The organism is Sphingobacterium sp. 1.A.4, assembly GCF_002734245.1.
In the GTDB taxonomy this organism is placed as follows: Bacteria; Bacteroidota; Bacteroidia; order Sphingobacteriales; family Sphingobacteriaceae; genus Sphingobacterium; species Sphingobacterium tenebrionis.
On sequence record NZ_PEAZ01000012.1, the window covers coordinates 48,570 to 73,860 of the forward strand.

Annotated in this window: 21 protein-coding genes and 2 pseudogenes; 17 read left to right on the forward strand and 6 right to left on the reverse strand. The window is 40.2% G+C overall.

From position 1 onward, the window contains the following. Positions 1 to 101: 101 nt before the first annotated feature. On the reverse strand, positions 102 to 887 hold the full coding sequence (locus CRJ00_RS01755; protein ID WP_099365201.1) for a phytanoyl-CoA dioxygenase: 786 nt from the start codon (positions 885 to 887) through the stop codon (positions 102 to 104). A 443-nt stretch (positions 888 to 1,330) separates the two neighbouring features. Here CRJ00_RS01755 and mobC point away from each other — a divergent pair. The 14 genes and pseudogenes from mobC (at position 1,331) to CRJ00_RS19440 (ending at position 16,364) form a co-directional block, all read left to right on the forward strand. Beyond that, a pseudogene (gene mobC / locus CRJ00_RS01760) lies at positions 1,331 to 3,330 on the forward strand (conjugal transfer protein MobC). A gap of 103 nt (positions 3,331 to 3,433) precedes the next feature. After that, positions 3,434 to 4,000 (forward strand): helix-turn-helix domain-containing protein, encoded by a 567-nt coding sequence (locus CRJ00_RS01765; protein WP_099365202.1) that lies wholly within the window; start codon positions 3,434 to 3,436, stop codon positions 3,998 to 4,000. A gap of 85 nt (positions 4,001 to 4,085) precedes the next feature. Next, a complete protein-coding gene (locus CRJ00_RS01770) occupies positions 4,086 to 6,500 on the forward strand; it encodes a heavy metal translocating P-type ATPase (RefSeq protein ID WP_099365203.1) in 2,415 nt (804 codons plus the stop codon). Between the two features lie 99 nt (positions 6,501 to 6,599). Beyond that, on the forward strand, positions 6,600 to 6,821 hold the full coding sequence (locus CRJ00_RS01775; RefSeq protein ID WP_021188997.1) for a heavy-metal-associated domain-containing protein: 222 nt from the start codon (positions 6,600 to 6,602) through the stop codon (positions 6,819 to 6,821). Between the two features lie 824 nt (positions 6,822 to 7,645). Then, positions 7,646 to 8,410: a DUF3347 domain-containing protein gene (locus CRJ00_RS01785; RefSeq protein WP_257213659.1), complete on the forward strand. Its 765-nt coding sequence runs from the start codon at positions 7,646 to 7,648 to the stop codon at positions 8,408 to 8,410. A 14-nt stretch (positions 8,411 to 8,424) separates the two neighbouring features. Next, positions 8,425 to 8,730 (forward strand): phosphoribosylpyrophosphate synthetase, encoded by a 306-nt coding sequence (locus CRJ00_RS01790; RefSeq protein ID WP_099365205.1) that lies wholly within the window; start codon positions 8,425 to 8,427, stop codon positions 8,728 to 8,730. 17 nt (positions 8,731 to 8,747) lie between these two features. Next, entirely contained in the window at positions 8,748 to 10,868 is a 2,121-nt protein-coding gene (locus CRJ00_RS01795; protein ID WP_099365206.1) for a heavy metal translocating P-type ATPase, read from the forward strand. 6 nt (positions 10,869 to 10,874) lie between these two features. Next, positions 10,875 to 11,540, forward strand: a complete 666-nt coding sequence (locus tag CRJ00_RS01800; protein ID WP_002993266.1) for a DUF3347 domain-containing protein — start codon at positions 10,875 to 10,877, stop codon at positions 11,538 to 11,540. Between the two features lie 19 nt (positions 11,541 to 11,559). Further along, positions 11,560 to 12,084 (forward strand): DUF305 domain-containing protein, encoded by a 525-nt coding sequence (locus CRJ00_RS01805; protein WP_257213661.1) that lies wholly within the window; start codon positions 11,560 to 11,562, stop codon positions 12,082 to 12,084. A gap of 24 nt (positions 12,085 to 12,108) precedes the next feature. Beyond that, positions 12,109 to 12,534, forward strand: a complete 426-nt coding sequence (locus tag CRJ00_RS01810; RefSeq protein ID WP_099365208.1) for a hypothetical protein — start codon at positions 12,109 to 12,111, stop codon at positions 12,532 to 12,534. A 34-nt stretch (positions 12,535 to 12,568) separates the two neighbouring features. Continuing rightward, the gene (locus tag CRJ00_RS01815) at positions 12,569 to 13,024 is read left to right on the forward strand and encodes a heme-binding domain-containing protein (protein WP_099365209.1); all 456 of its coding nucleotides are present in this window, start codon (positions 12,569 to 12,571) and stop codon (positions 13,022 to 13,024) included. An 11-nt stretch (positions 13,025 to 13,035) separates the two neighbouring features. Then, positions 13,036 to 15,309, forward strand: coding sequence for a multicopper oxidase family protein (locus tag CRJ00_RS01820; RefSeq protein WP_099365210.1), 2,274 nt, complete (start codon positions 13,036 to 13,038; stop codon positions 15,307 to 15,309). A 234-nt stretch (positions 15,310 to 15,543) separates the two neighbouring features. Next, on the forward strand, positions 15,544 to 15,957 hold the full coding sequence (locus tag CRJ00_RS19435; protein WP_441347594.1) for an RteC domain-containing protein: 414 nt from the start codon (positions 15,544 to 15,546) through the stop codon (positions 15,955 to 15,957). Beyond that, a complete protein-coding gene (locus CRJ00_RS19440; protein WP_441347595.1) occupies positions 15,936 to 16,364 on the forward strand; it encodes an RteC domain-containing protein in 429 nt (142 codons plus the stop codon). The genes CRJ00_RS19435 and CRJ00_RS19440 overlap by 22 nt, the downstream gene beginning before the upstream one ends. A 7-nt stretch (positions 16,365 to 16,371) precedes the next feature. Here the strand turns inward: CRJ00_RS19440 and CRJ00_RS19310 are convergent, their stop codons facing one another. The 3 genes from CRJ00_RS19310 to CRJ00_RS01835 form a co-directional block, all read right to left on the reverse strand. Continuing rightward, on the reverse strand, positions 16,372 to 18,663 hold the full coding sequence (locus CRJ00_RS19310) for a helicase-related protein (protein ID WP_257213662.1): 2,292 nt from the start codon (positions 18,661 to 18,663) through the stop codon (positions 16,372 to 16,374). A 331-nt stretch (positions 18,664 to 18,994) separates the two neighbouring features. Continuing rightward, positions 18,995 to 20,005 (reverse strand): SAM-dependent methyltransferase, encoded by a 1,011-nt coding sequence (locus CRJ00_RS19315; RefSeq protein ID WP_257213663.1) that lies wholly within the window; start codon positions 20,003 to 20,005, stop codon positions 18,995 to 18,997. Further along, positions 19,992 to 20,429, reverse strand: a complete 438-nt coding sequence (locus tag CRJ00_RS01835; RefSeq protein ID WP_099365211.1) for a DUF1896 domain-containing protein — start codon at positions 20,427 to 20,429, stop codon at positions 19,992 to 19,994. Before CRJ00_RS01835 ends, CRJ00_RS19315 begins: the two co-directional genes overlap by 14 nt. 327 nt (positions 20,430 to 20,756) lie before the next feature. Between CRJ00_RS01835 and CRJ00_RS01840 the strand changes: the two genes are divergently transcribed. From CRJ00_RS01840 to CRJ00_RS01850, 3 genes are read left to right on the forward strand one after another with little or no spacing between them, the layout of a single operon-like run. Continuing rightward, the gene (locus tag CRJ00_RS01840; RefSeq protein WP_099365212.1) at positions 20,757 to 21,215 is read left to right on the forward strand and encodes a MarR family winged helix-turn-helix transcriptional regulator; all 459 of its coding nucleotides are present in this window, start codon (positions 20,757 to 20,759) and stop codon (positions 21,213 to 21,215) included. Between the two features lie 12 nt (positions 21,216 to 21,227). Next, positions 21,228 to 21,674, forward strand: a complete 447-nt coding sequence (arr, locus tag CRJ00_RS01845; protein WP_099365213.1) for an NAD(+)--rifampin ADP-ribosyltransferase — start codon at positions 21,228 to 21,230, stop codon at positions 21,672 to 21,674. 24 nt (positions 21,675 to 21,698) lie between these two features. Beyond that, entirely contained in the window at positions 21,699 to 22,229 is a 531-nt protein-coding gene (locus CRJ00_RS01850) for a dihydrofolate reductase family protein (protein WP_099365214.1), read from the forward strand. 92 nt (positions 22,230 to 22,321) lie between these two features. On the opposite strand, the gene CRJ00_RS01855 is transcribed toward CRJ00_RS01850, so the two are convergent. Both CRJ00_RS01855 and CRJ00_RS01860 read right to left on the reverse strand, forming a co-directional pair. Further along, the gene (locus CRJ00_RS01855; RefSeq protein WP_099365215.1) at positions 22,322 to 23,203 is read right to left on the reverse strand and encodes an ORF6N domain-containing protein; all 882 of its coding nucleotides are present in this window, start codon (positions 23,201 to 23,203) and stop codon (positions 22,322 to 22,324) included. Next, positions 23,203 to 25,287: pseudogene (locus CRJ00_RS01860) on the reverse strand (DNA topoisomerase 3). The gene CRJ00_RS01855 and the pseudogene CRJ00_RS01860 overlap by 1 nt, the downstream one beginning before the upstream one ends. Positions 25,288 to 25,291: the final 4 nt, after the last annotated feature.

Consider the following 25,291-nt stretch of genomic DNA (forward strand, 5'->3'; position numbering starts at 1 on the left):
TTATATTACACAACGGATTTTATGGCTTTTCTTATACAATTAAGGAATTATGTGCAACAAAAAAGAGACTGTTAAAAACAGCCTCTTTCTAAATAACATTTTTATTGTTCTTCTATTCCTAAACGAATAGCCTTCTCAACAGGAGTATAGCCTATATCAGAATCGGAAATCGTCAATTCACCTCTCAAAAGCAACGGAGGTTGAGCCATAAATTTAGGAGTCAATCCTCTGTGAGGTTGAGCTGAGTGAACCAAAAAGGGATGACATAGATATACTGTACCTGCCTTACCCGTTGCATACACTTCTTTTCTTGTTGGCAGCTCGTCCAACTTGCCTGCAATTTCCATAAAGGAAAGACCAGAATCTCCCTCGTGAGACAATAACTTCACAATATCAATGTGAGAACCTTCATAAATGACCGTAGGCGCATCATTTTCACTGACATCCGAATACAATGCCAGCATCAATAAGGCTCGACCTTTTGATTTGACATTGACGCGCCATTCAAAATAATTATTAGGATCATTACCAGGAAAACTCACGTCTACGTGTTTACCTGTATCATTGGGCTTCTGATCAGACGGAAACCTGACAGGGAATGTGCCTACGCTTCGACAAGGAATCCATTTGTCTTCACCAATTAACTGGTTAAAAGCTGAATACAGCTTTTCTGTGTTAAGCGAATCAACAAAAGGTTGTTGAGTGTACATTCCTAAACGAATAACTGGTTCCGTCCAGGTGGAAGGATTTGACCTTTCAAAAGGCAGGTCATTCCATAAAATATCTAAAACTGCATTTGCAACATCCTGTGAAAATGCATTATCAATGCGAACAAAACCGTTATGAATAAATTGCTCTATTTCCTTTTTACTTAGTATTTCGGACATAATTTATTATTTAAAAAACCATCCACAGATAGCAACAAATCTTGTTGACCAGTAGATATGGTATAGGTTATAAAAAAATGAATAATAGAAGAGTAGGCTTTATATAAATAAAGCACATTGCTTAAAGAACTAAGCGGAAAAGGATATTATAACATTACAGTCATTCTCATGTGACAAAAATAAAAAAACATTGCTAAATGGACAAAATAAATATGAAGGGAATGCTAATCATGTTAAGTGTGTTTTAAAAGCGAGTAACTCATTCGAAAAATACATACTTAGATATTCATCGAAATAATATTTTCATTGTTTTCCTACAGAAAAATGTATTCTCTTGCGATTAATCAGCCAAATACTGCCAGCCAATGCCATTGACTTCCACATTCTTATAGCTACTCCTTAGAGCCTATAAATTCACGCCCGAACATTTAAAACTTTTTAAAATGCAGGGAGAAGACGATTTAAGAGGCTTAGCCAAAATAATGGCTTTTATGCGGACTGTGAGTATCCTTTTGGTACTGATACACTTGTATTGGTTCTGCTATGGGTTCTTTATAGAACATGGCTGGAAGTTAGAAATTATCAACAAAATATTAGGGAATTTCCAAAGGACGGCGGGCTTGTTTTCGCATACTTTATATACTAAAGTTTTTGCTGTGGTATTGCTGGCGTTGAGCTGTTGGGGAACAAAAGGTGTCAAGAATGAAAAGATAACATGGTCCAAAATATATGTGGCTTTGGGGATTGGCTTTGTCCTGTTCTTCCTTAACCTCCCACTATTAAAGCTATCGCTAAATACGGCTACATTCCTTTATATCCTTACCACAGGAATAGGCTATATCGCATTGATGGTTGCAGGCGTTTGGATGAGCCGATTGCTCCGCAACAATTTAATGGACGATGTTTTCAACAACGAGAACGAGAGCTTCCAGCAGGAAACCAAATTGATGGAGAATGAATACTCGGTTAATCTGCCAACCAAGTTTTATTATAAAGGCAAATGGAACAACGGTTGGATAAATATTGTAAATCCATTCAGGGCATCAATCGTATTGGGTACTCCAGGTTCAGGTAAATCTTATGCCATTGTAAATAATTACATCAAGCAGCAGATTGAAAAAGGCTTTAGTATGTACATCTACGATTTCAAGTTTGATGACCTTTCGACAATAGCCTACAACCACTTACTAAAGCATCGGGATAAGTACAAAGTACAACCCAAATTCTATGTGATAAATTTCGACGACCCACGCAAGAGCCACCGTTGTAACCCACTCAATCCCGATTTTATGACAGACATTTCAGATGCTTACGAAGCGGCTTATACCATAATGTTGAACCTCAATCGAAGCTGGATACAGAAACAAGGGGATTTTTTCGTAGAAAGTCCAATCATTTTATTGGCTGCCATTATTTGGTATCTGAAAATCTATGAGGACGGTAAGTATTGTACTTTTCCACACGCCATTGAATTACTAAACAAAAAGTATTCGGACGTATTCACGATTTTAACTTCATATCCTGATTTGGAAAATTACTTATCGCCTTTTATGGATGCGTGGCAAGGTGGCGCACAAGACCAATTGCAAGGACAAATTGCATCGGCAAAAATTCCGTTGTCAAGAATGATTAGCCCACAGTTGTACTGGGTAATGACTGGCGATGATTTTTCTTTAGACATCAACAATCCAAAAGAACCAAAAAAATTTTATGCGTAGGCAACAATCCCGACCGTCAAAATATTTATTCTGCCGCTTTGGGTTTGTACAATTCAAGAATTGTCAAGCTGATTAATAAAAAGGGACAGCTAAAGAGTTCTGTTATCATAGATGAGCTGCCCACAATTTATTTTAGGGGACTGGACAATCTTATCGCAACAGCGAGAAGCAACAAAGTTGCAGTTTGCTTAGGCTTTCAGGACTTTTCGCAATTAACAAGGGATTACGGCGACAAGGAGAGTAAAGTAATACAAAATACCGTAGGTAACGTTTTCTCCGGTCAGGTAGTTGGCGAAACTGCTAAAAGTCTTTCAGAGCGTTTCGGTAAAGTATTACAAAAACGCCAAAGTATGACAATTAACCGCAACGATAAATCTACCTCTATTTCCACACAGTTAGACAGCCTTATTCCGGCTTCCAAAATTTCAACGCTTACACAGGGTATGTTTGTCGGTTCTGTATCAGATAACTTTGATGAACGTATCGAGCAGAAAATATTTCACGCTGAAATTGTAGTAGATAATGAAAAGGTAGCAGCAGAAAGCAAAGCCTATCAGCAAATACCGCAAATCTTATCTTTTGTAAATGAGCAGGGCGAGGATAAAATGAAGCAGGAAATTGAAAGTAATTACAAGCAGATAAAAGCAGACATCCTGAATATTGTTGTAAGTGAAATGGAGCGTATCAAGAACGACCCTGATTTACAGCATTTGGTACAAGAGTGATGATTAAGTTCACTGTAATTCTATTAAATCTTCAAAAGTCGAAGTAAGAATTTTAAATCGTAAATTTGCTAATGAATTAATAGAATATGGACAGCAAAAAGTTATGACGACACTCTTTATTAAAAATATGGTTTGCAACCGCTGCATCCTGGTTGTGCGAAATGAATTGGATAAACTCGGTTTGGAGATTGAAAATATTAAACTGGGAGAGGTTATCCTAATCAACGAGCTAACCTCTAAAAAAAAGGATGCTTTGGTAGCAGCGTTAGATCCTTTAGGTTTTGAAGTTATTGATGATAAAAAGTGCAGGATTATAGAGAGGATAAAAAACATCATTATCGAGCTTGTGCACAATCGGGATAGCGACATCAAAACCAACCTTTCGGATGTATTAAGCAATAAATTGCATCACGATTATAATTACCTTTCAAATCTGTTTTCAGAAGTAGAGGGTACTACCATCGAAAAATATTTTATTGCCCAGAAGATTGAAAAGGTAAAAGAGCTTTTGGTGTATGATGAATTGTCTTTGAGTGAAATTGCTTTCCGTCTGAATTATTCAAGCGTTGCTTATCTAAGCAACCAATTCAAAAAGGTAACTGGGCTAACACCAAGCCATTTCAAACAGATTAAAGAAGATAAAAGAAAGCCTTTGGATGAGGTTAAGTAAATCTTACAAATCTCTTTCAAAATTCCACAATAACACCAACCTAAATAATTGCCAACTTTGTATTGTAAATTAATACAAGCAGAATATGGCAAACAATAATAGAGAAATAATTTATATTCCCTTAGAAGACGTAGAGAGCGAACACTGTGCATTAATTGTTGAAAAAGGATTAGCAGAAGTTAAAGGTCTCGAGAGCCATAAGGTAGAATTGAATAATCGCAGGGCTGCTATTACCGTCAGCGATAACGAGGTAGTAGGCGAAGCCGTAAAGGCAATCAAAGATTTAGGCTACGGCGTTCCCACCGTCAAAAAAACCTACCCCGTATTGGGAATGACCTGTGCATCTTGTGCAGGAAGTGCCGAGAGTATGGCAAAATACACTCCGGGCGTAGTAAATGCCGAAGTGAATTACGGTACAGGAAACCTCAACGTTGAGTTCCTGCCGAATATAACCAGTTCCGAGCAAATCAGGAAAGCGGTACAGGATGGTGGTTATGACCTGTTGCTCGAAGAAGAGAACAAGCAGCAGGAAACATTGGAAGCTATCCACGCCGAAAAATTCAGAAAACTTAAAAACAAAACCATTTGGGCGGTAATCCTATCGCTTCCGGTAGTCATTATCGGTATGTTCTTTATGGATATGCCTTACGGTAATGAAATAATGTGGGCTTTCTCCACTCCAGTAGTTTTATGGTTTGGTAAAGATTTTTTCATCAATGCGTGGAAACAAGCGAAACACCGTTCTGCCAATATGGACACACTTGTCGCATTGAGTACAGGTATCGCCTATATATTCAGTGTATTCAATATGCTGTTTATGGACTTTTGGCATCAGAGAGGTTTACACGCCCACGTGTATTTTGAAGCCGCAGCCGTAATCGTTGCTTTTATTCTATTGGGTAAACTATTGGAAGAAAAAGCCAAAGGCAATACCTCATCAGCCATTAAAAAACTGATGGGTTTGCAGCCGAAAACCGTTATCGTAATAGAAGCGGACGGAACGGAAAGACAAAAAGCCATCGAAGATGTAAATGCAGGCGATATTATTATGGTTAAGCCGGGCGAAAAAATTGCGGTGGACGGAATGGTAACATCGGGCAATTCGTATGTTGATGAGAGTATGTTAAGTGGTGAACCTGTTCCAGTGTTGAAAAAAGAAAACGAAAAAGTATTTGCAGGAACAATTAACCAAAAAGGGAGTTTCCTGTTCAAAGCCGTTAAGGTAGGCAAAGAAACGATGCTTGCCCAAATCATCAAAATGGTGCAGGACGCACAGGGCAGTAAAGCACCCGTACAAAAACTGGTCGATAAGATTGCAAGTATTTTTGTTCCTGTTGTGATGAGTATCGCCGTTCTTACATTTATACTTTGGTTTATTTTGGGTGGTGATAATGGTGTGGTACAGGGGTTGTTAGCCGCAGTTACCGTATTGGTTATAGCTTGTCCTTGTGCTTTAGGTTTAGCGACCCCAACCGCTATTATGGTTGGTGTGGGTAAAGGTGCAGAAAGCGGTATTCTGATTAAAGATGCTGAAAGCCTTGAATTAGCGAAAAAAGTTAATGCTATCGTGTTAGACAAAACAGGTACAATTACAGAGGGAAGACCGGAGGTAACAGGTATTGAATGGCTGAACAGCGATGATGCAACAAAGGATATTCTATTGAGCTTAGAAAAGCAATCAGAACACCCTTTGGCAGAAGCCGTAGTGAAAAACCTGCAAGGTGCTTCTACAACTACTTTGACCAACTTCCAAAGTATCACTGGTAAAGGAGCAAAAGCCGACCACAATAACGAAACTTACTATGTAGGTAACAAAAAGCTGTTAGCAGAGAACAAGATCCGCATTGCCGAGCAACTGCAAAAGCAAGCTGACGAATGGGGCAAACAGTCCAAAACCGTGATTTGGTTTGCGAACAGCAAACAAGCTCTTGCGGTAGTAGCTATTTCTGATAAAATCAAAGAAACGTCGGTACAGGCAATCAAAGAAATGCAGGATATGGGTATTGACCTGTATATGCTTACAGGCGATAACGAAGCGACAGCCGAAGCGATTGCATCGCAGACAGGTATTAAGCATTATAAAGCAGAAGTATTGCCACAGCACAAAGCCGACTTTGTGAAAGAACTGCAAGCACAAGGCAAAGTGGTAGCAATGGTCGGCGACGGTATCAACGACAGTACGGCTCTTGCGACCGCAGACGTAAGTATCGCAATGGGTAAAGGGTCGGATATTGCAATGGACGTAGCGAAAATGACTATCATTTCATCAGACCTTACCAAAATACCACAGGCGATTAGATTGTCAAAACAGACCGTTGCGACTATCAAACAAAACCTGTTCTGGGCGTTCATTTACAACCTTATCGGCATTCCGATTGCCGCAGGTATTCTTTACCCAATCAACGGTTTCTTATTAAATCCAATGATTGCGGGTGCAGCAATGGCATTGAGCAGCGTTAGTGTGGTAAGTAACAGTCTTCGATTGAAATGGAAGAAGTAAAACAGTAAATCTCACAAATCAAACAAGAAATTACACAACAATACTCAACAGAAGAGTACGGAAATTTGTATTATCAGATAACTCTAAAATTTGTAAGCAATGGAAAATAAACAATTTCAATTTAAGACGAACATCAATTGTGGTGGATGTTTAGCATCTGTGAAACCTCATTTGGATAATGCCGATGGCATTTGCCACTGGGAAGTTGACACCTCCAATAAGGACAAGGTACTTACGGTGAAGTCAGAGGGCATTACCGAGCAGGAGGTAATATCGACTGTACAAAAAGCAGGCTTTAAAATTGAACCTTTGGAAGCCTAAGCCAACAATTGTTTGAAATGCCCTTTTTTCTACAAAATTTCCATTAGGTGAGGTTGCCGAAAAAGGGCATTTTATCACTTCTGAAAAAAGACTGATAGTTTAATGTCTTGATAACACTTTTAGTTTAAATAGCAAAAAAAACGTAAAGCGATATAAAAAACCAATCTTATTTGTAACTTTGTTGTGTTGAAAAATTTTAGCATACATATAAGCATTTTGACATTATTCTGTCTGGTATTCTTTATGATGCCAAGTCAGAGCTATGCCTGTTCCAAGAATTCAACGAAAACCGAGCAATCTTCATGCTCAAAGGAGAAAACCAAAAAATCAGAACATAAAAAAGGTTGTAAGGACAAATCCTGTAAAAAATGTAATAATGATAACTGCGGGGGCGGTTGCACACATAACTCTTGTAGATGTGGGGCTTCAACCACATCCCTAAGTGTTCCTCCCATAATAGAATTAAAGGCAGAAAATCACTTCACAGCAACAATAAAGCAAAAATTCGGTTTTAAAGAAGCCTACTATTCCTCGGGCTTTTTCTCCATTTGGCTACCACCTAAAATAAGCTAATACTATGGCATGATAGCCATAGGTGTGTCTTGTCAAAAGCTATTCAGGCTTTTGTAAATCCCTTATTTAATATTATTATTTTAAAATTCAAACAGAAATGGGATTGATAACCCATTTCTTAAAATGTAATCATTATGAAATCATTATCAAAAATAGTGATGGTAATCGCTGTATTACTGTCCTCAATAAACGTTTTCGCACAAATAAAGAATGCGAAAACAGAAACCGTAAAGATTTACGGTAATTGTGGCATGTGTAAAACCACAATCGAAAAAGCAGGTAACGTAAAAAAGGAAGCCAGTGTGGAATGGAACAAAGACACCAAAACGGCTACGCTCACCTACGACAGTGACAAAACAAATCAAGATGAAATTCTGAAACGTATCGCTTTGGCTGGTTATGATAGTGAGAAATTCCGTGCGCCGGATGACGTATATGCGAAACTTGCCGAATGTTGCCAGTACGATAGACCTATAAAGACGGTTGCTAAAAACAAAGATGCGGGAATGAATATGAGTGCTGGACATGGCGACCACAACCATAGCGAAATGACAGCATCCGCTAACAAAGGAACGGCTCAAAACCAATCACAGTTAAAAGTTGTATTTGACAATTACTTTTCGGTGAAAGACGCTTTGATAAAAACCGATGCATCCACCACGTCCGCCAAAGCCACTGAACTGGCTGCATCCATTAAAGTTGTCGATATGAATAAGCTGTCGGCAGAGGAGCATACCGTTTGGATGAAGATGATGCAAGATTTGACAGCTAATGCGGAAAGCATGGCAAAATCTAAAGATGTTGCAAAACAAAGAAGTGCTTTTGCGGCACTTTCGGAAAATATCTACACACTGGCTAAAGTTTCCAAGCATGATACTTCCGTTTATTACCAGCATTGCCCTATGTACAATGGAGGTAAGGGAGCAAATTGGCTAAGCAAAGAAAATGCGATTAAAAATCCATATTACGGCTCGCAGATGCTTACCTGTGGCAGTACGGTCGAAACCATTAAATAACAGGTATCAAAGCTATGGTACAGTACAATGACATGGTGCAGGCTCTTGAAGACCTAATACAACGTGGTTACAGTATGGATTTCAGTCTGTTGCCGGACTGCCTCTATTGTGCAACAAGTAGCCTCAAATTAAAACCGGAAGACTTTACGGTTGCAGAAACACATAGGTTTGAAAGCCTCGATAGCAGTCCTGATAACAATGCCGTGATTTATGCCATATTATCCAATGACGGTGAGAATAAAGGGGTACTTGTTGATGCCTATGGTACTTATGCCGAAGAAATGACCCATGAGATGGCAAAAAGATTAAATGCAACATAATTTTAAATCCTTTTGATATGAAAAAATACACGTGTCCCATGCACCCACAGGTGCTAAAAGATGAACCGGGCAAATGCCCGCTCTGTGGCATGACATTGGTTCCTGTTGGCGGAGCATCAGCTTCCCATGAACACACATCCAGACATGGGAAATCTGGTCATTCTCAACATGAACATGGTCACGAAAACTTCAACAAACATGAGGGGCATCATACAGGTGACTTCCTTACACGTTTTTGGTTAAGCCTCGTGATTACGGCACCTATCCTTCTCCTGTCACACATGATACAGCAATGGTTAGGTTTCAGCATTACTTTCACTGGCGACAAATATGTGCTGCTGGTGTTGGGTACGGTGATTTATATCTATGGAGGTTTACCATTCTTAAAAGGAATGATTGGAGAGATGAAAGCCAAAGCCATCGGAATGATGACACTTGTTGCCATCGCAATATCTGTGGCTTATATTTATTCGGTTGCCGTTATTTTCGGCTTGCAGGGTATGGATTTCTTTTGGGAACTGGCAACCCTTATTGACATCATGCTGTTAGGGCATTGGCTGGAAATGCGTTCCCAAATGGCTGCCTCACGTGCATTACAGTCATTGGTGGCTTTGTTGCCGAGCGATGTTACCGTAGAACGTAACGGAGAAGCCGTAAAGATTAAGCTCGAAGACCTGCAAAGCGGTGAAACAGCTATCATAAAACCGGGAGCAAAAATTCCTGCCGATGGTTTGGTACTGGAGGGGCTTTCGTATATTAACGAAAGTATGCTTACCGGAGAAAGTGTTCCGGTAAAAAAGGAAAAGGATGGTAAGGTCATCGCAGGTTCTATCAATGGCGATGGTGCATTGAAAGTAAAGGTAACAGCGGTCGGAAAAGATAGCTACCTGAACAGGGTTATCAATCTCGTGCAGGAGGCACAGGCAACCAAGTCCAATACACAGAACCTTGCAGATAAAGTAGCCAAATGGCTCACCTTTATTGCCATTGCCGTGGGCATAGGCACATTTGCCTATTGGTATGCAAGCAGTGGAGATATTGCCTTTGCGCTTGAAAGAATGGTGACGGTAATGGTAACGGCCTGCCCGCACGCATTGGGCGTGGCTATCCCGTTGGTGGTCGCCATTTCCACAACGCTTTCGGCGACCAATGGACTGCTCATCCGCAACCGTACGGCATTTGAAACCACCCGAAAACTTTCCACTGTCATTTTTGATAAGACCGGAACGCTCACCAAAGGTTCCCATGCCGTAGAAAAGATTATACCGTTAACAGACGAATATAATGTCGATGAGGTTATCCAGTATGCCGCCGCAGTACAGCAAAATTCGGAACACCATATCGCCAAAGGCATTATGGCTACATTGAAAGAAAAGAGCCTTGCCTTATGGAAGTGTGAAAACTTCAGCTATATGCAGGGCATAGGTGTTAAAGGTGTTGTGAACGGGAAAAATGTCGTAGCTGGCGGCCCGAATTATTTCACCGAAAACCACCTTTCCCTGCCGGAAATACCAAGCGAAATCAATCAGGAAGCCGAAACGGTCAACTTTGTCCTCATTGATGACCGGGTAATCGGCCTCATTACTTTGGCAGACAGCATCCGTGAGGGGTCGGCACAGGCGATTGAGGAACTCAAAAAAATGGGCATAAAGTCCTTTCTGCTCACGGGGGATAACGACAGGATTGCTGCTGCCGTAGCCGGAAAATTGGGTATGGACGGGTATTTGGCTAATGTGCTTCCGCACAACAAGCAGGAAAAAGTAAAGGAGTTTCAGGACAAAGGTGAAGTAGTTGCCATGACAGGTGACGGTGTGAACGATGCCCCGGCACTAGCACAGGCAGATGTGGGCATTGCCGTGGGTTCCGGTACGGACGTGGCTGCCGAAACAGCGGATATCATATTGGTAGACAGCGACCCGAGGGATGTGGTCAAACTGATTGACTTCGGCAAACTTACCTACAAAAAGATGGTACAGAACCTGATATGGGCGGTTGGCTACAACGTGGTGGCAATACCGCTTGCGGCAGGCGTACTCTATCCGAATTTTGTTTTAAATCCCGCTATGGGTGCTGTGCTGATGAGTGTAAGCACCATTGTAGTGGCTATTAACGCAAGTTTTTTAAAAATCAAAAAATAAATAAAAATGAAAAATCTAACATTATCAATCATTGCTGTTATCATGGCATTTGTAACAGTATCATGCAATCAGGCATCCAACAAAAACGAGCAGTCTTCAAGTGATACTGCTGTTGTATCACAAGAACAGTCAGCTTCCCAACCAAAAGAGGATGATACGGTAGCTGCGCCCGTTGTGAGTGAAACTCCGAGCGGTCAGGAAGCAAAAGCAACAGGAAAAGAAGAAGCAAAAAACTTTTCTATTGCGCCCATAGTTACCGATTATCTGTCCTTAAAGAACGCCCTTGTTTCGGACGATGACAAAGCTGCCGCCAGTTCAGGGAAAAAGCTGTTAGCTACCCTGAATAAAGTGGACATGAAAGCCGTTCCTGCCGATAAGCACAAAAAGTACATGGACATAGCGGACGATGCTAAAGAACACGCAGAACATATCGGGGAAAATGTCGGCAACATCCACCACCAGCGGGAACATTTGGCCTCGCTTGGCGAAGATTTGAAAGACCTGATTGATTTGTTCGGTACATCGCAAACATTGTATCAGGACCATTGCCCGATGTTCAATGACGGTAAGGGTGCTGTTTGGTTCAGCGAAAACAAGGAAATCAAAAACCCTTACTACGGTTCTAAAATGCTGACCTGCGGTAAGGTGGAAAAAACAATTAACAGCAAATAAATTTCGGGTTATGGAAAATATGCAAAACAATCACAATGCGGGTCATGCCTCGGAGCATGGCACGCACAATCCAAAACATGCTTCGGGCATGTACAAACGCTTTGCGGTGATGGCTGTCGCCATGTTCGCAGTGATGTATTTTATCATGTACGCCATGATTGACGAGTGGCAGAACCTGATACCCAATATCAATAACCTGTACATGACCCTGCTGATGACCTCGGCAATGCTGCTTATCGAATTATTGATCATGAAGATGATGTACCCCAACAGGAAGATGAACTGGTTGATAGCAATAATTTCAGTCGCCGTTGGCATTTTTTCATGGTTTGGTATCAGGGAACAACTCAATGTCGGGGACAAGCAGTTTGCAAAGGGTATGATACCCCATCACGCAGCAGCCATACTGATGTCCGAAAAGGCACATCTAACCGACCCTGAACTGATAGAATTGCAAAAAAACATACTTAAAACCCAAGCGGATGAAATTGCATTGATGAAGCGCAAACTAAAAGAGTTTGAAAACAACAACCAGGAAAAATAATAAAATTCAAAGAATAATTTTAAAATGAGCAAACCAATATTTGGCTTTATCTCTCTTTTGACCCTGTTATTTACTGCTTGCGGGCAGGCAGGGTCAAACAAAGATGAAGCCGTACAACATCATTCCGAGGCTACTTCGGAAAACCATCAGCACGGTACTCAAATAGGCGAATTGGTTTCATCGGATGAAATCTGCATGGTTAATGATGCCTATATGGGCAAAAAGCAGTTTGACGTAAAATTTGACGGCAAAACATACTATGGATGCTGCGAAATGTGCAAGGAGCGTATTCCAAAGGATGCTACTGTACGATTGGCAATAGACCCCTACTCTAATAAGCAGGTGGACAAAGCTGTTGCGGTGATTGCCGTTACAGGGAACAACGGTGAAGTGTCCTACTTTGAAAGTAAGGATAACTATACCAAGTATCTAAAAAAGCAAAAACAGTAATTTACTCTCAAAATCAAGCTACAATGAAATATTTATGTCAATAGTAAAGAAAATCATATTAGGATTGGCTGCTATCCTAATTGGCATACAGTTTTATCAGCCATCACGTAACCAGTCGGACGAAGTGCCAGCCACCCATATCGAAAGTGTGTACGCCGTACCCCAAAATGTAAAGGCTATCCTTGTCCAGTCCTGTTACGACTGCCATAGCAACAATACGCGTTATCCGTGGTACAGCCGCATCCAGCCAGGAGCATGGTACATGGCGGAGCATATCAAAAAGGGCAAAGAGGAACTCAACTTTAGCGAATTTGGCGACTATTCTGTCCGCAGGCAGCGAAATAAATTCAGGGCTATGGCCGGGCAAGTTAAGGACGGGGAAATGCCATTGTCGTCATATACACTAATTCATCGTAATGCAGTTTTATCAAATGATGATAGACAGGTGTTGTTAGAATGGTTTGGAAAAATGGAAGATAGCATTAAATAAATTTAAAAATAATGAATAAATATAATCAGATACCGATAAGAATATTGCAAACAATATTGATATTTCTTTGCACACAAACGCTATTTGCACAGAAGATAGTACACTACGAGTTGTTTGTAAAAGATACGCTTGTAAACTATGCAGGCAAAGAAAAAAGAGCGATTGCGGTAAACGGGCAGATACCCATGCCAACCCTTACATTTACGGAGGGCGACACTGCCGAAATTGTAGTGCACAATCAATTAAAGGAAAGTACATCACTGCACTGGCACGGTGTGTTTCTGCCTAATAAAGAAGACGGTGTGCCTTGGCTTACCCAAAAACCAATTGAACCGGGTACAACTTATACGTATCGGTTCCCAATTATCCAGCACGGTACGCACTGGTATCATTCCCATTCAGGTTTGCAGGAACAGATTGGAATGTACGGTAGCTTTATTATGAAAAAAAGAGAGGATGATAAAACCTTTAGGAAAGGTATTGATGATTTGCCGACTGTTCCTATTATATTAAGTGAGTGGACAAATCTTAATCCAAATAACATTAACCGCATGTTACACAATGCCAATGATTGGGCTGCTATCAAAAAAGGGGCTACACAATCATACGTTGAAGCGATTAAAGAAGGGAAATTTGGAGTGAAAGTAAAGAATGAATGGAAGCGAATGCTGGCAATGGATGTTAGTGACGTTTATTATGACAAGATATTGATAAACGGTAACCATATGACCGATTTAGCAACAATCGATGGTAAAAAACTAAAAGCAGGCAACAAAGTTAGATTACGTGTTTCTAATGGCGGAGCATCTTCGTATTTCTGGTTAAGATATGCCGGAGGAAAAATTACGGTAGTAGCGAACGACGGAAATGATGTAGAGCCTGTGGAAGTGGATAGATTAATCATCGCAGTTTCTGAAACTTATGATATTGTGGTGACCATACCCGAAGATGGTTTGTCTTATGAATTTTTAGCAACAACCGAGGACAGGACACAATCAGCAAGTTACTTTATAGGTAACGGGGTCAAGCAGCTTATTTCTCCGCTTCCACGATTAAAGTATTTTGAGGGGATGAAGATGATGAACGATATGATGAAAATGAATGGCGACTTGGACGATATGGGTATGAAAATGAGCCTGAACCAAATGGACATGAATGTAGTGATGTATCCGGAAATTACAGGAAATGGGGAAAAAAAGATAGACCATAGTCAGCACGGCGGTATGAATATGGATAACGACCCTAATCGTTATAATGCGAATGCTTTGGGAGAAATCAAAACATTAAATTATGCAATGTTACAATCGCCACACAATACTACTCTTCCTAAAGATGCACCCGTAAAGGAGCTGAAATTTACACTTACTGGCAACATGAACCGCTATGTATGGAGCATGGATAATAAAATACTTTCGGAAACAGATAAAATTCCTGTAAAAAAAGGCGAAGTCCTGCGGATTACCATATATAATAATTCAATGATGCGACATCCAATGCATCTTCACGGATTTGATTTTAGGGTTATTAATGGAAAGGGAGAAAAATCTCCATTGAAAAATGTTTTAGATATTATGCCAATGGAAACCGATACTATTGAGTTTTTGGCGAACGAAGAGGGTGATTGGTTTTTCCATTGCCATATCCTTTATCATATGATGGCAGGAATGAACAGGGTGTTTGAAGTTGGAGACTATAAAAACCCTTACTTACCCGACAAGGCAAAAGCTTATAAGGAATTGCAAAGAGAAAGTAATATGCCTCATTTTATGGCACAAAATGATTTTGCAACCAATGGTAATGATGGAGAAGCTATGCTGATGAACGCACGTTATCAATTAGGTACTGAATGGCGTTTAGGTTATAATAGTATGCATGGTTATGAAGTAGAAACCCATTTGGGAAGATATATTGGTAAGATGCAATGGTTCATGCCGTTTGTAGGGTTTGATTGGCGATACCGTAAAATGGGAGAAGATGAGCATGAAAAAAACATCTTTGGACAAATCAACAAGAAAGATACCCGAAGAGCCTTTAGTGTAGGGTTTATGTACACCTTACCTATGTTGGTCAATTTTCAGGCAGAAGTGTACCATGACGGAATTGTCAGATTACAGTTAATGCGTGAAGATATTCCTATTTCAAAAAGGTTAAGGGGGGGCTTTATGGTAAATACTGATTTAGAATATATGGGTGAACTCAGATACATCATCAATAAAAATATTGGTATTCGCACCCACTATGATAGTGATATGGGCTTCGGCGTGGGACTGGCATTGACTTATTAAAATTGATTTACTAAGGTTTTAAAATGTAAAAAATAAATGAAATTAATGATGCAGGGATAATTTCGCAAGGATTGACCTGCATCATATTACAACCCAATTAATGGATGCAACTACCTCTCGTTCCATCGTCAACATGGTAGGGATTGAAGTTCTATAAGCAGTAATTACATATAAGCTAATATGAAGAGTATTAGCTTATGTAATTACTAATAGTATGTAATTAAAAATAGGCGGATGAATAAATTCTACAATGAAACACTAAATAAGCTGGAAAATGAAATCAAGGAAATAGAGATTGAAACCAATTTCTCTGTACAGAAGATTGAAACTGCAATAAAATTTATCATTCATAGTCTTACCGACTTAAAGAAGTTTGTACTGAAAAACGACTTTAGAAACTTGGAAGAAGAAATCCATTTTTTCAAGTATCAGAAACCTGTTATTGTTTCAAAACTCGTCTACTATAATGCCATTTATAAAATCGAAACGAGAAAACCCTACGGAGCCAAACGCATCAGGAAATATTTTACCAAAGAACTGAATAAGCTAAAAAGGTTCTTTGACAACAACCTCGATTTTAAAAGTATTACCGTACCAATAATTCTTTCGTTGACGAGAAATTTTTTGTGCGGGGAAAACACGATATAAGGCTATGGTTAGATACCTTTTATTTTGAAGCAGACCATCGTTTTTCTACTTCACACGATTATAAGGTAGCTAAGATAATTGCCAATGACCTGATACAAGTTTATTTGGAGGACAGGCTAAATAATATCAATCAGAAAAAGGGTTCGGATAACTCCCTTAACTGGACAGCAAGCAAGACAGCACTAACCGAGCTGATATATGCACTGTATTCCCACGGTGTATTTAACAATGGGAATACAGACATAAAATTGATTGCCAAAACATTTGAGGATGCCTTTAATATTGAATTAGGCGACTTTTACCACACTTTTATGGAACTGAAAGCCCGTAAAATAAACCGGACAAAATTCCTTGACAGCTTGTGTGAAGCCCTGATTAAGAAAATGGACGAGCAGGACGAGAAGTAAATAACCATTACAATACACCACGGGGCATATGAACACCTTTTGTCTTTACAATGCTTTCCTGAACCTGCGGTAATTCTTTCTGCCTTTCTGCCTGCTCCGGGGCATCTGATTTAGTTTCCGGCGTTATAGATAGCTGTATTTTTCTTTCAACGGCAGCCAGTTCTGTTTTCAGTTCACTCAATCGGTTTTCCTTAGCCCACGTACCGTTAAGCACTTCCTGGAGTACGGGCAGGTCTTTTTGGATTTCCGTAACCTTATCCTGTTCCTCCTTGATAAATCCCGGCAGCTTATCCAAAGCCCGTATAAAGTTCATTGCGGCGGTTTCGGGGTCTTTCGCCATTACACCATTGTTGTACGTGTATTTGATATTGCCCTCGCACTGAATAAAGAAACGGTTGGCTTTTTCGACAAGGCTTGCACTGTCTTTCTGTGTCAATTCTGTTTTTACCAACAGCGTAAAACCATACAACGTACCTATTTCATCATACTGTCCTCCGGTGTGGGCTTTGTCCGCAATCTGATTGAGCTTTGCACCGATTTGTTTCGGGTTGGCATTTGGCGGTAAGCCATCCAGCCGCACAGGATTTTCGATTGTACCATCCGAACGTTTTTGTATGCGTTGCTGCAAGTTTTCCCAGTCCGTACTCATCCGTTTCAAACGGGATTGAGTGCTTCGCAACATTTCCGTATAATTCTCCACCTTAGATTTGGCACTGAATTTAGAACGGTTGAACGCCTGCTTTTCGCTTTCCAGTCCGGCAATCTGTTTTTCCAGTTTGGCTTTATCCAATAGGTCTGTATTTCCTGACAGGATTGCCACGTATTCCGAGAAATTCATACCCGATTTTTCGTCCATACTGCCCTCGTCAATCGTTCTTTTGGTCAGGTTGTTGGTTTTCAACTGGTCGATGAAAAGCTGCTTATTATACAGCAGGTTAAACTTGTAGCTATCCAAAGATTTTTCAACAGCATAGATAATTACGGCTACTTTATTATCCGCAAAGAATTTAGCAATCTCGTTCCCTTTTCTGATAGCCCGCCCATCCCTTTGCGCAAGGTCTGATGGTCGCCACGGGGTATCTAAATGATGCACGGCAACGGCTCTTTTTTGTGCGTTTACGCCAGTTCCGAGCATACTCGTAGAACCGAACAGTACACGGATTTTGCCCTCGTTCATCCCGTTGATAAGGTCTTTACGCTGCTTGTCATTTTTCGCCTCCTGAATAAACCTTACTTCGTTTGCAGGTATGCCGTGGTCTTCTACGAGTTTGCGTTTAATTTCGGAGTACACATTCCATTCGCCCGGCTTGCAAGTTCCCAAATCAGAGAAAACGAACTGCGTTCCTTTTTGTGGGTTAAACTGGTTGTAGTATTTGGCAATGTTTGCGGCGCAATGTGAAGCTTTATTGTCGGGATGGTCGTCATATATCCCGCTTACCATTCGCATATCAAGCGACATCTTACGGGCGTAGTCCGTGGCAATAAGCATCTTTGCTTTTTCTTCCCTTTGGGATAGCGGCAATCTGCCGAGCAAAGTCGCATCGCCCGTTTTGGCGAACAGCATCAGGCTTTGTATAAAATCTTCTTGGTCGGGCGTTGGCGGTATATTGTACAATACCTCTTTCTTTTCGGGGCGGTCGATACCAATATCCTTTGCCGTTCTGTAATCTGTAATTTCAGAATAGAACTGCGCCAGTTCCGGCACTTTGATGAAGTAGCGGAAACGCTCTTTAGCAACTATATTGTTGGCTACTGAAAATTCATAATCGGTGGTTTTCCTTGCATAGATAGCTGCCCACGCATCAAAAGAATGAATGCCCTGTTTTTCCAATGCACGAGGGCGCAGGTATTTGAACAGCAGGTACAATTCTGTCAGCGAATTGCTGATGGTAGTACCCGAAAGAAAAGTTGCCCCCATATCCGCATTGGTACGCTCCTGAATGGTGCGGATAGCAAAGAGCAGGTTCAGTGCCTTTTGGCTCCCGTCCACGTTGCCCAGTCCGGCAACCCGTGTATGACGGGTGTTGAACATCAGGTTTTTGAACTGGTGGCTCTCGTCCACAAACAAATGGTCGATGCCCATCATCTTAAAGTCCACTATATCATCTTTGCGGTTTTCAATATCGTGTTGCAACGTTTTCAGCTTTACTTCAAGATTTTCTTTCCGCTTGATAACTCCGGCAAGCATCCCTCTTGTTACTTCCTTACCTTGCGATTTCAGCGCATCAAGGTTACGCTCCAGGCTATCCAATTCTATTTCGAGGATTTCTTTTTGTATTTCGGGCGATTGCGGTATCATACCGAACTGGTCGTGTGTCAAGATAACAGCATCCCAGTCGTTGTTTTTAATATCTCCGAAAATCCGCAGGCGTTTTTTGGGTGTAAAATCATCAACACCTGGATAAAGAATTTTAGCGTGGGGATAGGCTTTGCGGTAGTCTTCGGCAATGGCAGGTATATTGGCTTTCAGCCCGATAATCATCGGCTTATGGGCTAAGCCCAACCGCTTCATTTCCTGCGCTGCTGTACACATTATTAGCGTTTTTCCTGCACCTACCTCGTGGTCGCAGATAGCACCATTGTTCAGCTTAATCATCCAAACCGTGTCCTTTTGGCTGGAATACAAATCTTCAATTCCGAGTGCTTTGCGGTCTAAACCGGGAAAGTTCTGGTGAGTTCCGTCGTAATTCGGCCGTTGGTTTGCTTTGACAAAAAAGTTCTTCAATTTCAGTAAGTTTTTGTTTTGCCGTATTCTTTTGGAGGATAATCAGGTCGCTTCCGACTTCTGTACCCGCATATTCTGTAAAAAGATTGTTGGGTAAGCGAACAACTGAAATCAGATTATTATCCTGCATCAACGCCCTGCGTATGGGTTCGTTCTTTTGGCTATTGAGAATGCCTTGTGAGGTTATGTACATTAATAGTCCGCCCTCACGGAGCATATCAGTTCCTTTCAGAAAGAAGTAATTGTGAATGCTTCGTGCAGCTTGTACTTTGGCTGTGTCTTTACTTCTGGAGTAAGAAAGATCAAACACGGATGTGTCGCCGAACGGAATGTTACTCGCAACCACATCATAGCTGTTTTTTTCCGTTTCGGGGATTTCTTCAAAACCACTTATTCGGATATTACTTTCAGAATAAAGCTGTTTTAAAATCTTGCCTGTCAACAAATCTTTCTCATAAGCGGTAACATTTACCGATTGATTTTCCGAAAAAGATTGTATGAATGAGCCGATACCTGCGGATGGTTCAAGGAATTTTTCGATGTTCAGACCGCTTTCACGTAAGCTTGCGGAAATCGCATCTATGACCTGTGGCGGTGTATAGAAAGCCGTAAGCACAGAACTTTTTATACTATCTACATATTTGCGGTATTGCTTTTCGTCTTCGGAATTTTCTTTGAGTAGTTGATGGAGTTCCTGTGTCATTGGAAAAAGGTCGTGTTCCGTTTTTCTCCAATGATTGATGTCTGTATTATTCACTATTGGGTTCAACACGAATTTAAGACCGCCAAATCCGCTGTATTGCATCATTAGCAGTCTTTCGCCTACGGTGGCTTGTCGTTTCTCCTTTTCCAGTTTAAAAGCAATTCGTAAGGCATCAATATTCAGTTGGAGATGTTGGCGTTTATTGAAGCCCATGTTCCTCTATCCAGATTGCGATGGTTCCGGTCAATTCGGTATAGAGTAAATCGAACTCATACCCATAGGCGAAATCATCGGTTAATTCATATTCTGCAAATACAGGTTCGCAAACAGGAAGCATTTTCAGGGCGAACGGGCGCAGTTCCTCATCTGCCATTATGGTATCAAACTCATTGCATACCACTTTGAATACTGTGTCAAATTTGGAGAAATGTAAGCCCTCAAACAGTATGTAGTTGGCTATTTCGTTGCATTGCTCAATTGCGTTTCCCGAACGGAAAGCACCCTCATAAGCATTGGCAGCCCACGAAGACCGTTGGTCTATAAATTTTTGGTCGTGCGCCTTTTCGGGGAAGCTGCTGTTCAGTAATTCTTGCAGTCGTAATCTGAAATACGATAGGTCTTTTTGCTGTACGTCCATACTATATCTTGTTTAGAATTTTACTTAAATCCTAAAATTATAAGAGGAAGCAAATGTCTCTGGGAATGTTGCAGGGTTTGGCGTTGAAAGGCGGTATTTGGCGTAATAGCATTTTAATAGCCAAGGACTAAAATTGATTATTTCAAAAAACTTCTTTGCTTAAGAGTGGTGGCAGGTATGTAAAGACCAAGCTGTAATTGCATTTCAACCCCATTTCCCTGTCAGACACATTAAAAACCATCCGGCTTTTAATTTGACTATAATATTTGGGGCAATATTTAAAAAATATTTACCTTTGCAAACAAGATACTTTTTAAACGAGATATTATGTCTAACAAAGAGGAAGCAACCCAATTAAGAAAAATAAGCCAACGGTATGTCTATACGTCTATTCAAATGCACGAAAGCATCGGCAGGAAAATTGGGCTGAACGGAACCGACCATAAATATTTGGGTTTCATAATTCAAAAAGGACAAATGACAGCAGGGGAACTTGCCGTGCTTACTGGTTTAACAACAGGTTCGGTAACTGGGTTAATAGACAGGTTTGAAAGCAAAAAACTGGTAAAAAGACAGCCAGACAAAACCGATAGGCGGAAAATAATTATAGTACCAAACATCAAGAGAATAACAGACCTGATTACACCATTTTATAAAGAATATCAGGATAAAACCGATGACCTGTTTTCATCATTTACCACCAATGAATTAATCATCTTGGAAAGATATTTTCAAAAGGCATTGGAGCTAATGAATGCAGAAATTAAAAAAGTGGAAGAAAAATAATAAAGAAATACAATGGACACAGACAAAACAACAACCCCAAAAACACATCATACTCCCACACTTTTTGCCCAAACCTATTTTCACGGAACAAAAGCCGACCTGAAAATTGGCGATTACATTCAGGTGGGGTTTAATACCAATTATGAAGAAAACAGAGTATTAAAACACATTTATGTTTCGGCAACACTGAATACAGCAATATTAGGTGCAGAACTTGCGTCAGGCACAGGACGTGAACGGATTTATCTGGTAGAAGCAACCGACGAGATTGAGGATGACCCAAACGTTACAGACAAAAAATTCCCAGGCAATCCGACAAAGTCCTACCGTTCAAAACATCCGTTTAAAATAGTAGGGGAAGTAGCCGTTTGGCACGGAAACTCTGCCGAACAAATAAAAAAAATGAAGGAGAATTTAGAAAAACTTAAAGAGGAAGGGAAGAATATTATTTTAGATTAAATAATACAGACCAACATAGAACAAATGCGAAAATTATCACTATTCATTGCAACAAGTTTAGACGGCTACATTGCAAAACCTAATGACGATCTTAGTTTCCTGAAATTAGTAGAAAAAAAGGGCGAAGATTACGGTTATAAAGAGTTTACCGAAACCATTGATACGTTAATTATTGGCAGGAGAACCTACGATTATGTTGTTAAAGAAATTGGTGCTTCTCACTACGATAATGGAGAAAGAAATGTGTATGTTATCACAAGAACAGAAAGACCAAATCTTGGCAGGATAACATTTTACACAGGAAACTTAACCGAATTAGTCCAGCAACTGAAATCAGAAAACGGTAAAAATATTTATTGTGACGGTGGTGCAGAAATAATAAATGAATTATTGGAACGCGATTTAATAGACGAGTTTATAATTTCTGTTGTACCAGTTTTATTAGGTAATGGAACGAGGCTTTTTAAAGACGGAAGACCAGAACAAGTACTTGAATTTGTAAAAGCTAAGGCATTTGAAACAGGCTTAATTCAAATAAATTACAAACGGAAATAATAAAAACAACGAGCGGCAAAACAATTTGGTTTTGAAAGGTGGGATTTGGCGTAATCAGTAACAAAGTACCTCCGATAATTCGAGGTGCTTTTTTATGGCTTGTTCAGGATTTGGAGCATCCTGCCGACTTCAATATCCATTCGTGAAAAGGCAAACCATTTTTTGCCCAAGTCTTTTAACGATGCTCCGATATGGTAGAGTTCTGTATTGTCAACAATCAGAAAACGGTCGTGAGCATCAGAGAAAAGCTCAATTTCAATAGCTGGATATTGGCTGTTGTATCGTTGCAAATCAAGCTGTAATTGGTTATTGATATTTTTGGTGTAAATCTTGGCAGTTACTGACTGCTCACGCTTTCCGAGCAATGTGAGGACTGTATCGTCAACATAATTATCAATGAGTATAATGGAAATTTTGGCACTTCGGATAATATCAGAAATAAAGGTATAAGCATCAAAAATCTGCCCGTTATAGAAAATACCTTTTTCGCTATGGAGTTTATCACTTTCCAGTGCCCTAAAAATATCTTCAAATTTCTGGTCGGCTTCCAGTTGTTTAAGCTCTATTTTGTCCAGGCGGTTAAATAGCGAGGCATTGCTGGTAAGTATTCTTCGCATCTCTACAAAGGCTTCCATAATTTCAACACTGACTTTAACAGCAATATCTGAACGAAGTATTGCAGAAGCCATTGCAATCCCTTGTTCTGTAAAAACATAGGACAAATAACGTCTTCCACCGTAACTTACACTTGAGGTTCCAGATTGGAACCTCAAGTTTTGAACTTCCTCTTCGGTCAGTTGAAAGCAGAAAGAAACTGGAAACCTTTCAATATTTCGTTTTACTGCTTTGTTAAGGTTCTTGGTTTCCACCTGATATAAGGAAGCAAGGTCACTATCCAGCATCACTTGTTTTCCACGTATAGTATAAATCAGGTTTTTGATTTCCATTGGACTAATGACAGGTTTATTTTCCATTATTTTTTGTAGCTTTTATTTTTCTCAAATTCGAATGAACTTTCTGCTTTTTCATTCAATACGATATAGGCATCGAACTTCTTTCCAGCTTTACTAGTCATTCCTTTGAGGAGTGAAGTTTTTCCTTTACTTACAAGGCTTTCAATATCAGCAATACTGATTTGCACACCACACACATTACGGAACTGCAACCAATTACAAGCTTCATCTGGACATTTGACAATCTTATCACGGATAATTACATGTTGGCTTCTACATTTTGGGCAAATCAAATTAGGCAGGTTCTTTATGGCAATGGTAGTTTGCAATAATTCATTGGTAATGGTTGAAGCGTAGGCTTCCATTTCCTTCTGAAACTCTCCGGCATTGGCTTCATCATTTTCGATTTTCTGCAAGGCAAGTTCCCATTCGGCAGTCATGGCTACGTCTGCAATTTTGTTGTCTTTGACCAGTTCATACACCTGCAATCCTTTTTCAGTAGGGATTAAAGACTTCTTTTCCCGTTGGATATAATTACGGGTAAATAAAGTTTCAATAATCGCTGCTCTTGTGGCAGGTGTACCGATACCAATATTTTGTAAAGCCTTGCGTTCGTCTTCATTTTCAATTTCCTTTCCGGCACTTTCCATAGCCGACAAAAGCCCAGCTTCGGTATAAAGTACAGGTGGTTTAGTTTTCTTTTCGAGAACGGAGGCTTTTTTTATTTTGAGTTCATCGCCTTTTTTTAATTCAGGAAGATCCTGTACAGTTTCGGTATCGGCATCGAAAAAACTACCTTTAATAGAACGCCAGCCTGCTTCAGTTATCTTACAGCCCTTCGCCGTGAAATCATAATGCAATGCCTGTAAACCTATATCGGTAATCTCTTTTATACAGACCCCTGAAAGTGCTTCGAGCAATCGAAAAGCAATCATGTCATAAATCGCATTTTCCTTTGCGTTCAGAGCTGATGGGATTTTCTCAGTAATCAATAAACCATGGTGGTCGGTAACCCGAAGGTCATTTACAATACGCTTATTGAAACGTCCCCATTTCATTTTTGAGGTGGCTTGTTTACAGCTTTCCCTGTCCTGCAAGGCTCTCACAAGGCCGGGGATCTCTGCCCACATATCTTCGGGAATGTATTTACTTCCGGTACGTGGATAAGTAATGAATTTCTTTTCGTACAAACCTTGGGCAATATTGAGGGTTTCTTCAGCAGAAAGATTGAGTTTCTTATTGGCTTCCTTTTGTAATCCCGTAAGGTCGAACTATAAAGGAGGTTGCTCTGTAATACTTTTACTCTCCACAGAAGTAACGGTAACGCTCTTAACTCTTTCAATAGATTTCAACGTATCTCCTGCCAACTTTTGGTCATCCCATTCGGTTTTGGAAAGACTATTGAAATCAATAAATTCTTTGTTGTGCTGCAATTGTATTTGCCAATATTTCTTCACTTTAAAATCCCTGTTTTCGAGATAACGCTTACATATCAAAGCCAGCGTAGGTGTTTGAACTCTCCCAAGCGAATATATGCCATTTCCTGCGGCAATGCTTAACGCCTGGGTAGCATTAATACCGACGAGCCAATCGGCACGACTTCTTCCTTGTGCTGCCTTATACAGTCCGTCAAATTCTGACCTAACTTTTAATTTATCAAAACCCTGCTTAATGGCTTTTTCGGTAAGCGAGCTGATCCATAGACGTTCAAATGGCTTGTTGCATTTGAGGTATTCGTATATATAGCGAAATATCAATTCGCCCTCACGGCCTGCATCTGTTGCTACAATAATGCTATCGCTTTTATTGAATAGTTCTTTGATTACTTTCAGTTGCTTTAATGCACCGGCATCAGTAGTGTAAGCTTTGTCTTTTTTTACTTTACGAACTGTTAATAAAAAAGGGTTAGGCAGTATAGGTAAAACCGCTTTATCAAATCCCGAAATGCCGTAATCTTCCGGCATTGCCAAGCCTACTAAATGTCCGAATGCCCACGTAACAAAATAGCCGTTGCCTGTGAGATAGCCATCCTTTTTATCGGATGCACCTACAAGTCCGGCTATTTCCCTTGCTACGCTTGGTTTTTCTGCAATAATTGTCTTCATACTT

Coding starts and splice junctions, on each gene's coding strand:
- CRJ00_RS19435 (WP_441347594.1), top strand. CDS start 15,544: ATGAATAAATTCTACAATGAAACACTAAATAAGCTGGAAAATGAAATC.
- CRJ00_RS19310 (WP_257213662.1), bottom strand. CDS start 18,663: ATGATACCGCAATCGCCCGAAATACAAAAAGAAATCCTCGAAATAGAA.
- CRJ00_RS01790 (WP_099365205.1), top strand. CDS start 8,425: ATGGTACAGTACAATGACATGGTGCAGGCTCTTGAAGACCTAATACAA.
- CRJ00_RS01850 (WP_099365214.1), top strand. CDS start 21,699: ATGCGAAAATTATCACTATTCATTGCAACAAGTTTAGACGGCTACATT.
- arr (WP_099365213.1), top strand. CDS start 21,228: ATGGACACAGACAAAACAACAACCCCAAAAACACATCATACTCCCACA.
- CRJ00_RS01820 (WP_099365210.1), top strand. CDS start 13,036: ATGAATAAATATAATCAGATACCGATAAGAATATTGCAAACAATATTG.
- CRJ00_RS01805 (WP_257213661.1), top strand. CDS start 11,560: ATGCAAAACAATCACAATGCGGGTCATGCCTCGGAGCATGGCACGCAC.
- CRJ00_RS01755 (WP_099365201.1), bottom strand. CDS start 887: ATGTCCGAAATACTAAGTAAAAAGGAAATAGAGCAATTTATTCATAAC.
- CRJ00_RS01785 (WP_257213659.1), top strand. CDS start 7,646: ATGTGTAAAACCACAATCGAAAAAGCAGGTAACGTAAAAAAGGAAGCC.
- CRJ00_RS19315 (WP_257213663.1), bottom strand. CDS start 20,005: ATGGGCTTCAATAAACGCCAACATCTCCAACTGAATATTGATGCCTTA.
- CRJ00_RS01800 (WP_002993266.1), top strand. CDS start 10,875: ATGAAAAATCTAACATTATCAATCATTGCTGTTATCATGGCATTTGTA.
- CRJ00_RS01855 (WP_099365215.1), bottom strand. CDS start 23,203: ATGGAAAATAAACCTGTCATTAGTCCAATGGAAATCAAAAACCTGATT.
- CRJ00_RS01810 (WP_099365208.1), top strand. CDS start 12,109: ATGAGCAAACCAATATTTGGCTTTATCTCTCTTTTGACCCTGTTATTT.
- CRJ00_RS01775 (WP_021188997.1), top strand. CDS start 6,600: ATGGAAAATAAACAATTTCAATTTAAGACGAACATCAATTGTGGTGGA.
- CRJ00_RS01835 (WP_099365211.1), bottom strand. CDS start 20,429: ATGGACGTACAGCAAAAAGACCTATCGTATTTCAGATTACGACTGCAA.
- CRJ00_RS01770 (WP_099365203.1), top strand. CDS start 4,086: ATGGCAAACAATAATAGAGAAATAATTTATATTCCCTTAGAAGACGTA.
- CRJ00_RS01795 (WP_099365206.1), top strand. CDS start 8,748: ATGAAAAAATACACGTGTCCCATGCACCCACAGGTGCTAAAAGATGAA.
- CRJ00_RS01815 (WP_099365209.1), top strand. CDS start 12,569: ATGTCAATAGTAAAGAAAATCATATTAGGATTGGCTGCTATCCTAATT.
- CRJ00_RS01840 (WP_099365212.1), top strand. CDS start 20,757: ATGTCTAACAAAGAGGAAGCAACCCAATTAAGAAAAATAAGCCAACGG.
- CRJ00_RS01765 (WP_099365202.1), top strand. CDS start 3,434: ATGACGACACTCTTTATTAAAAATATGGTTTGCAACCGCTGCATCCTG.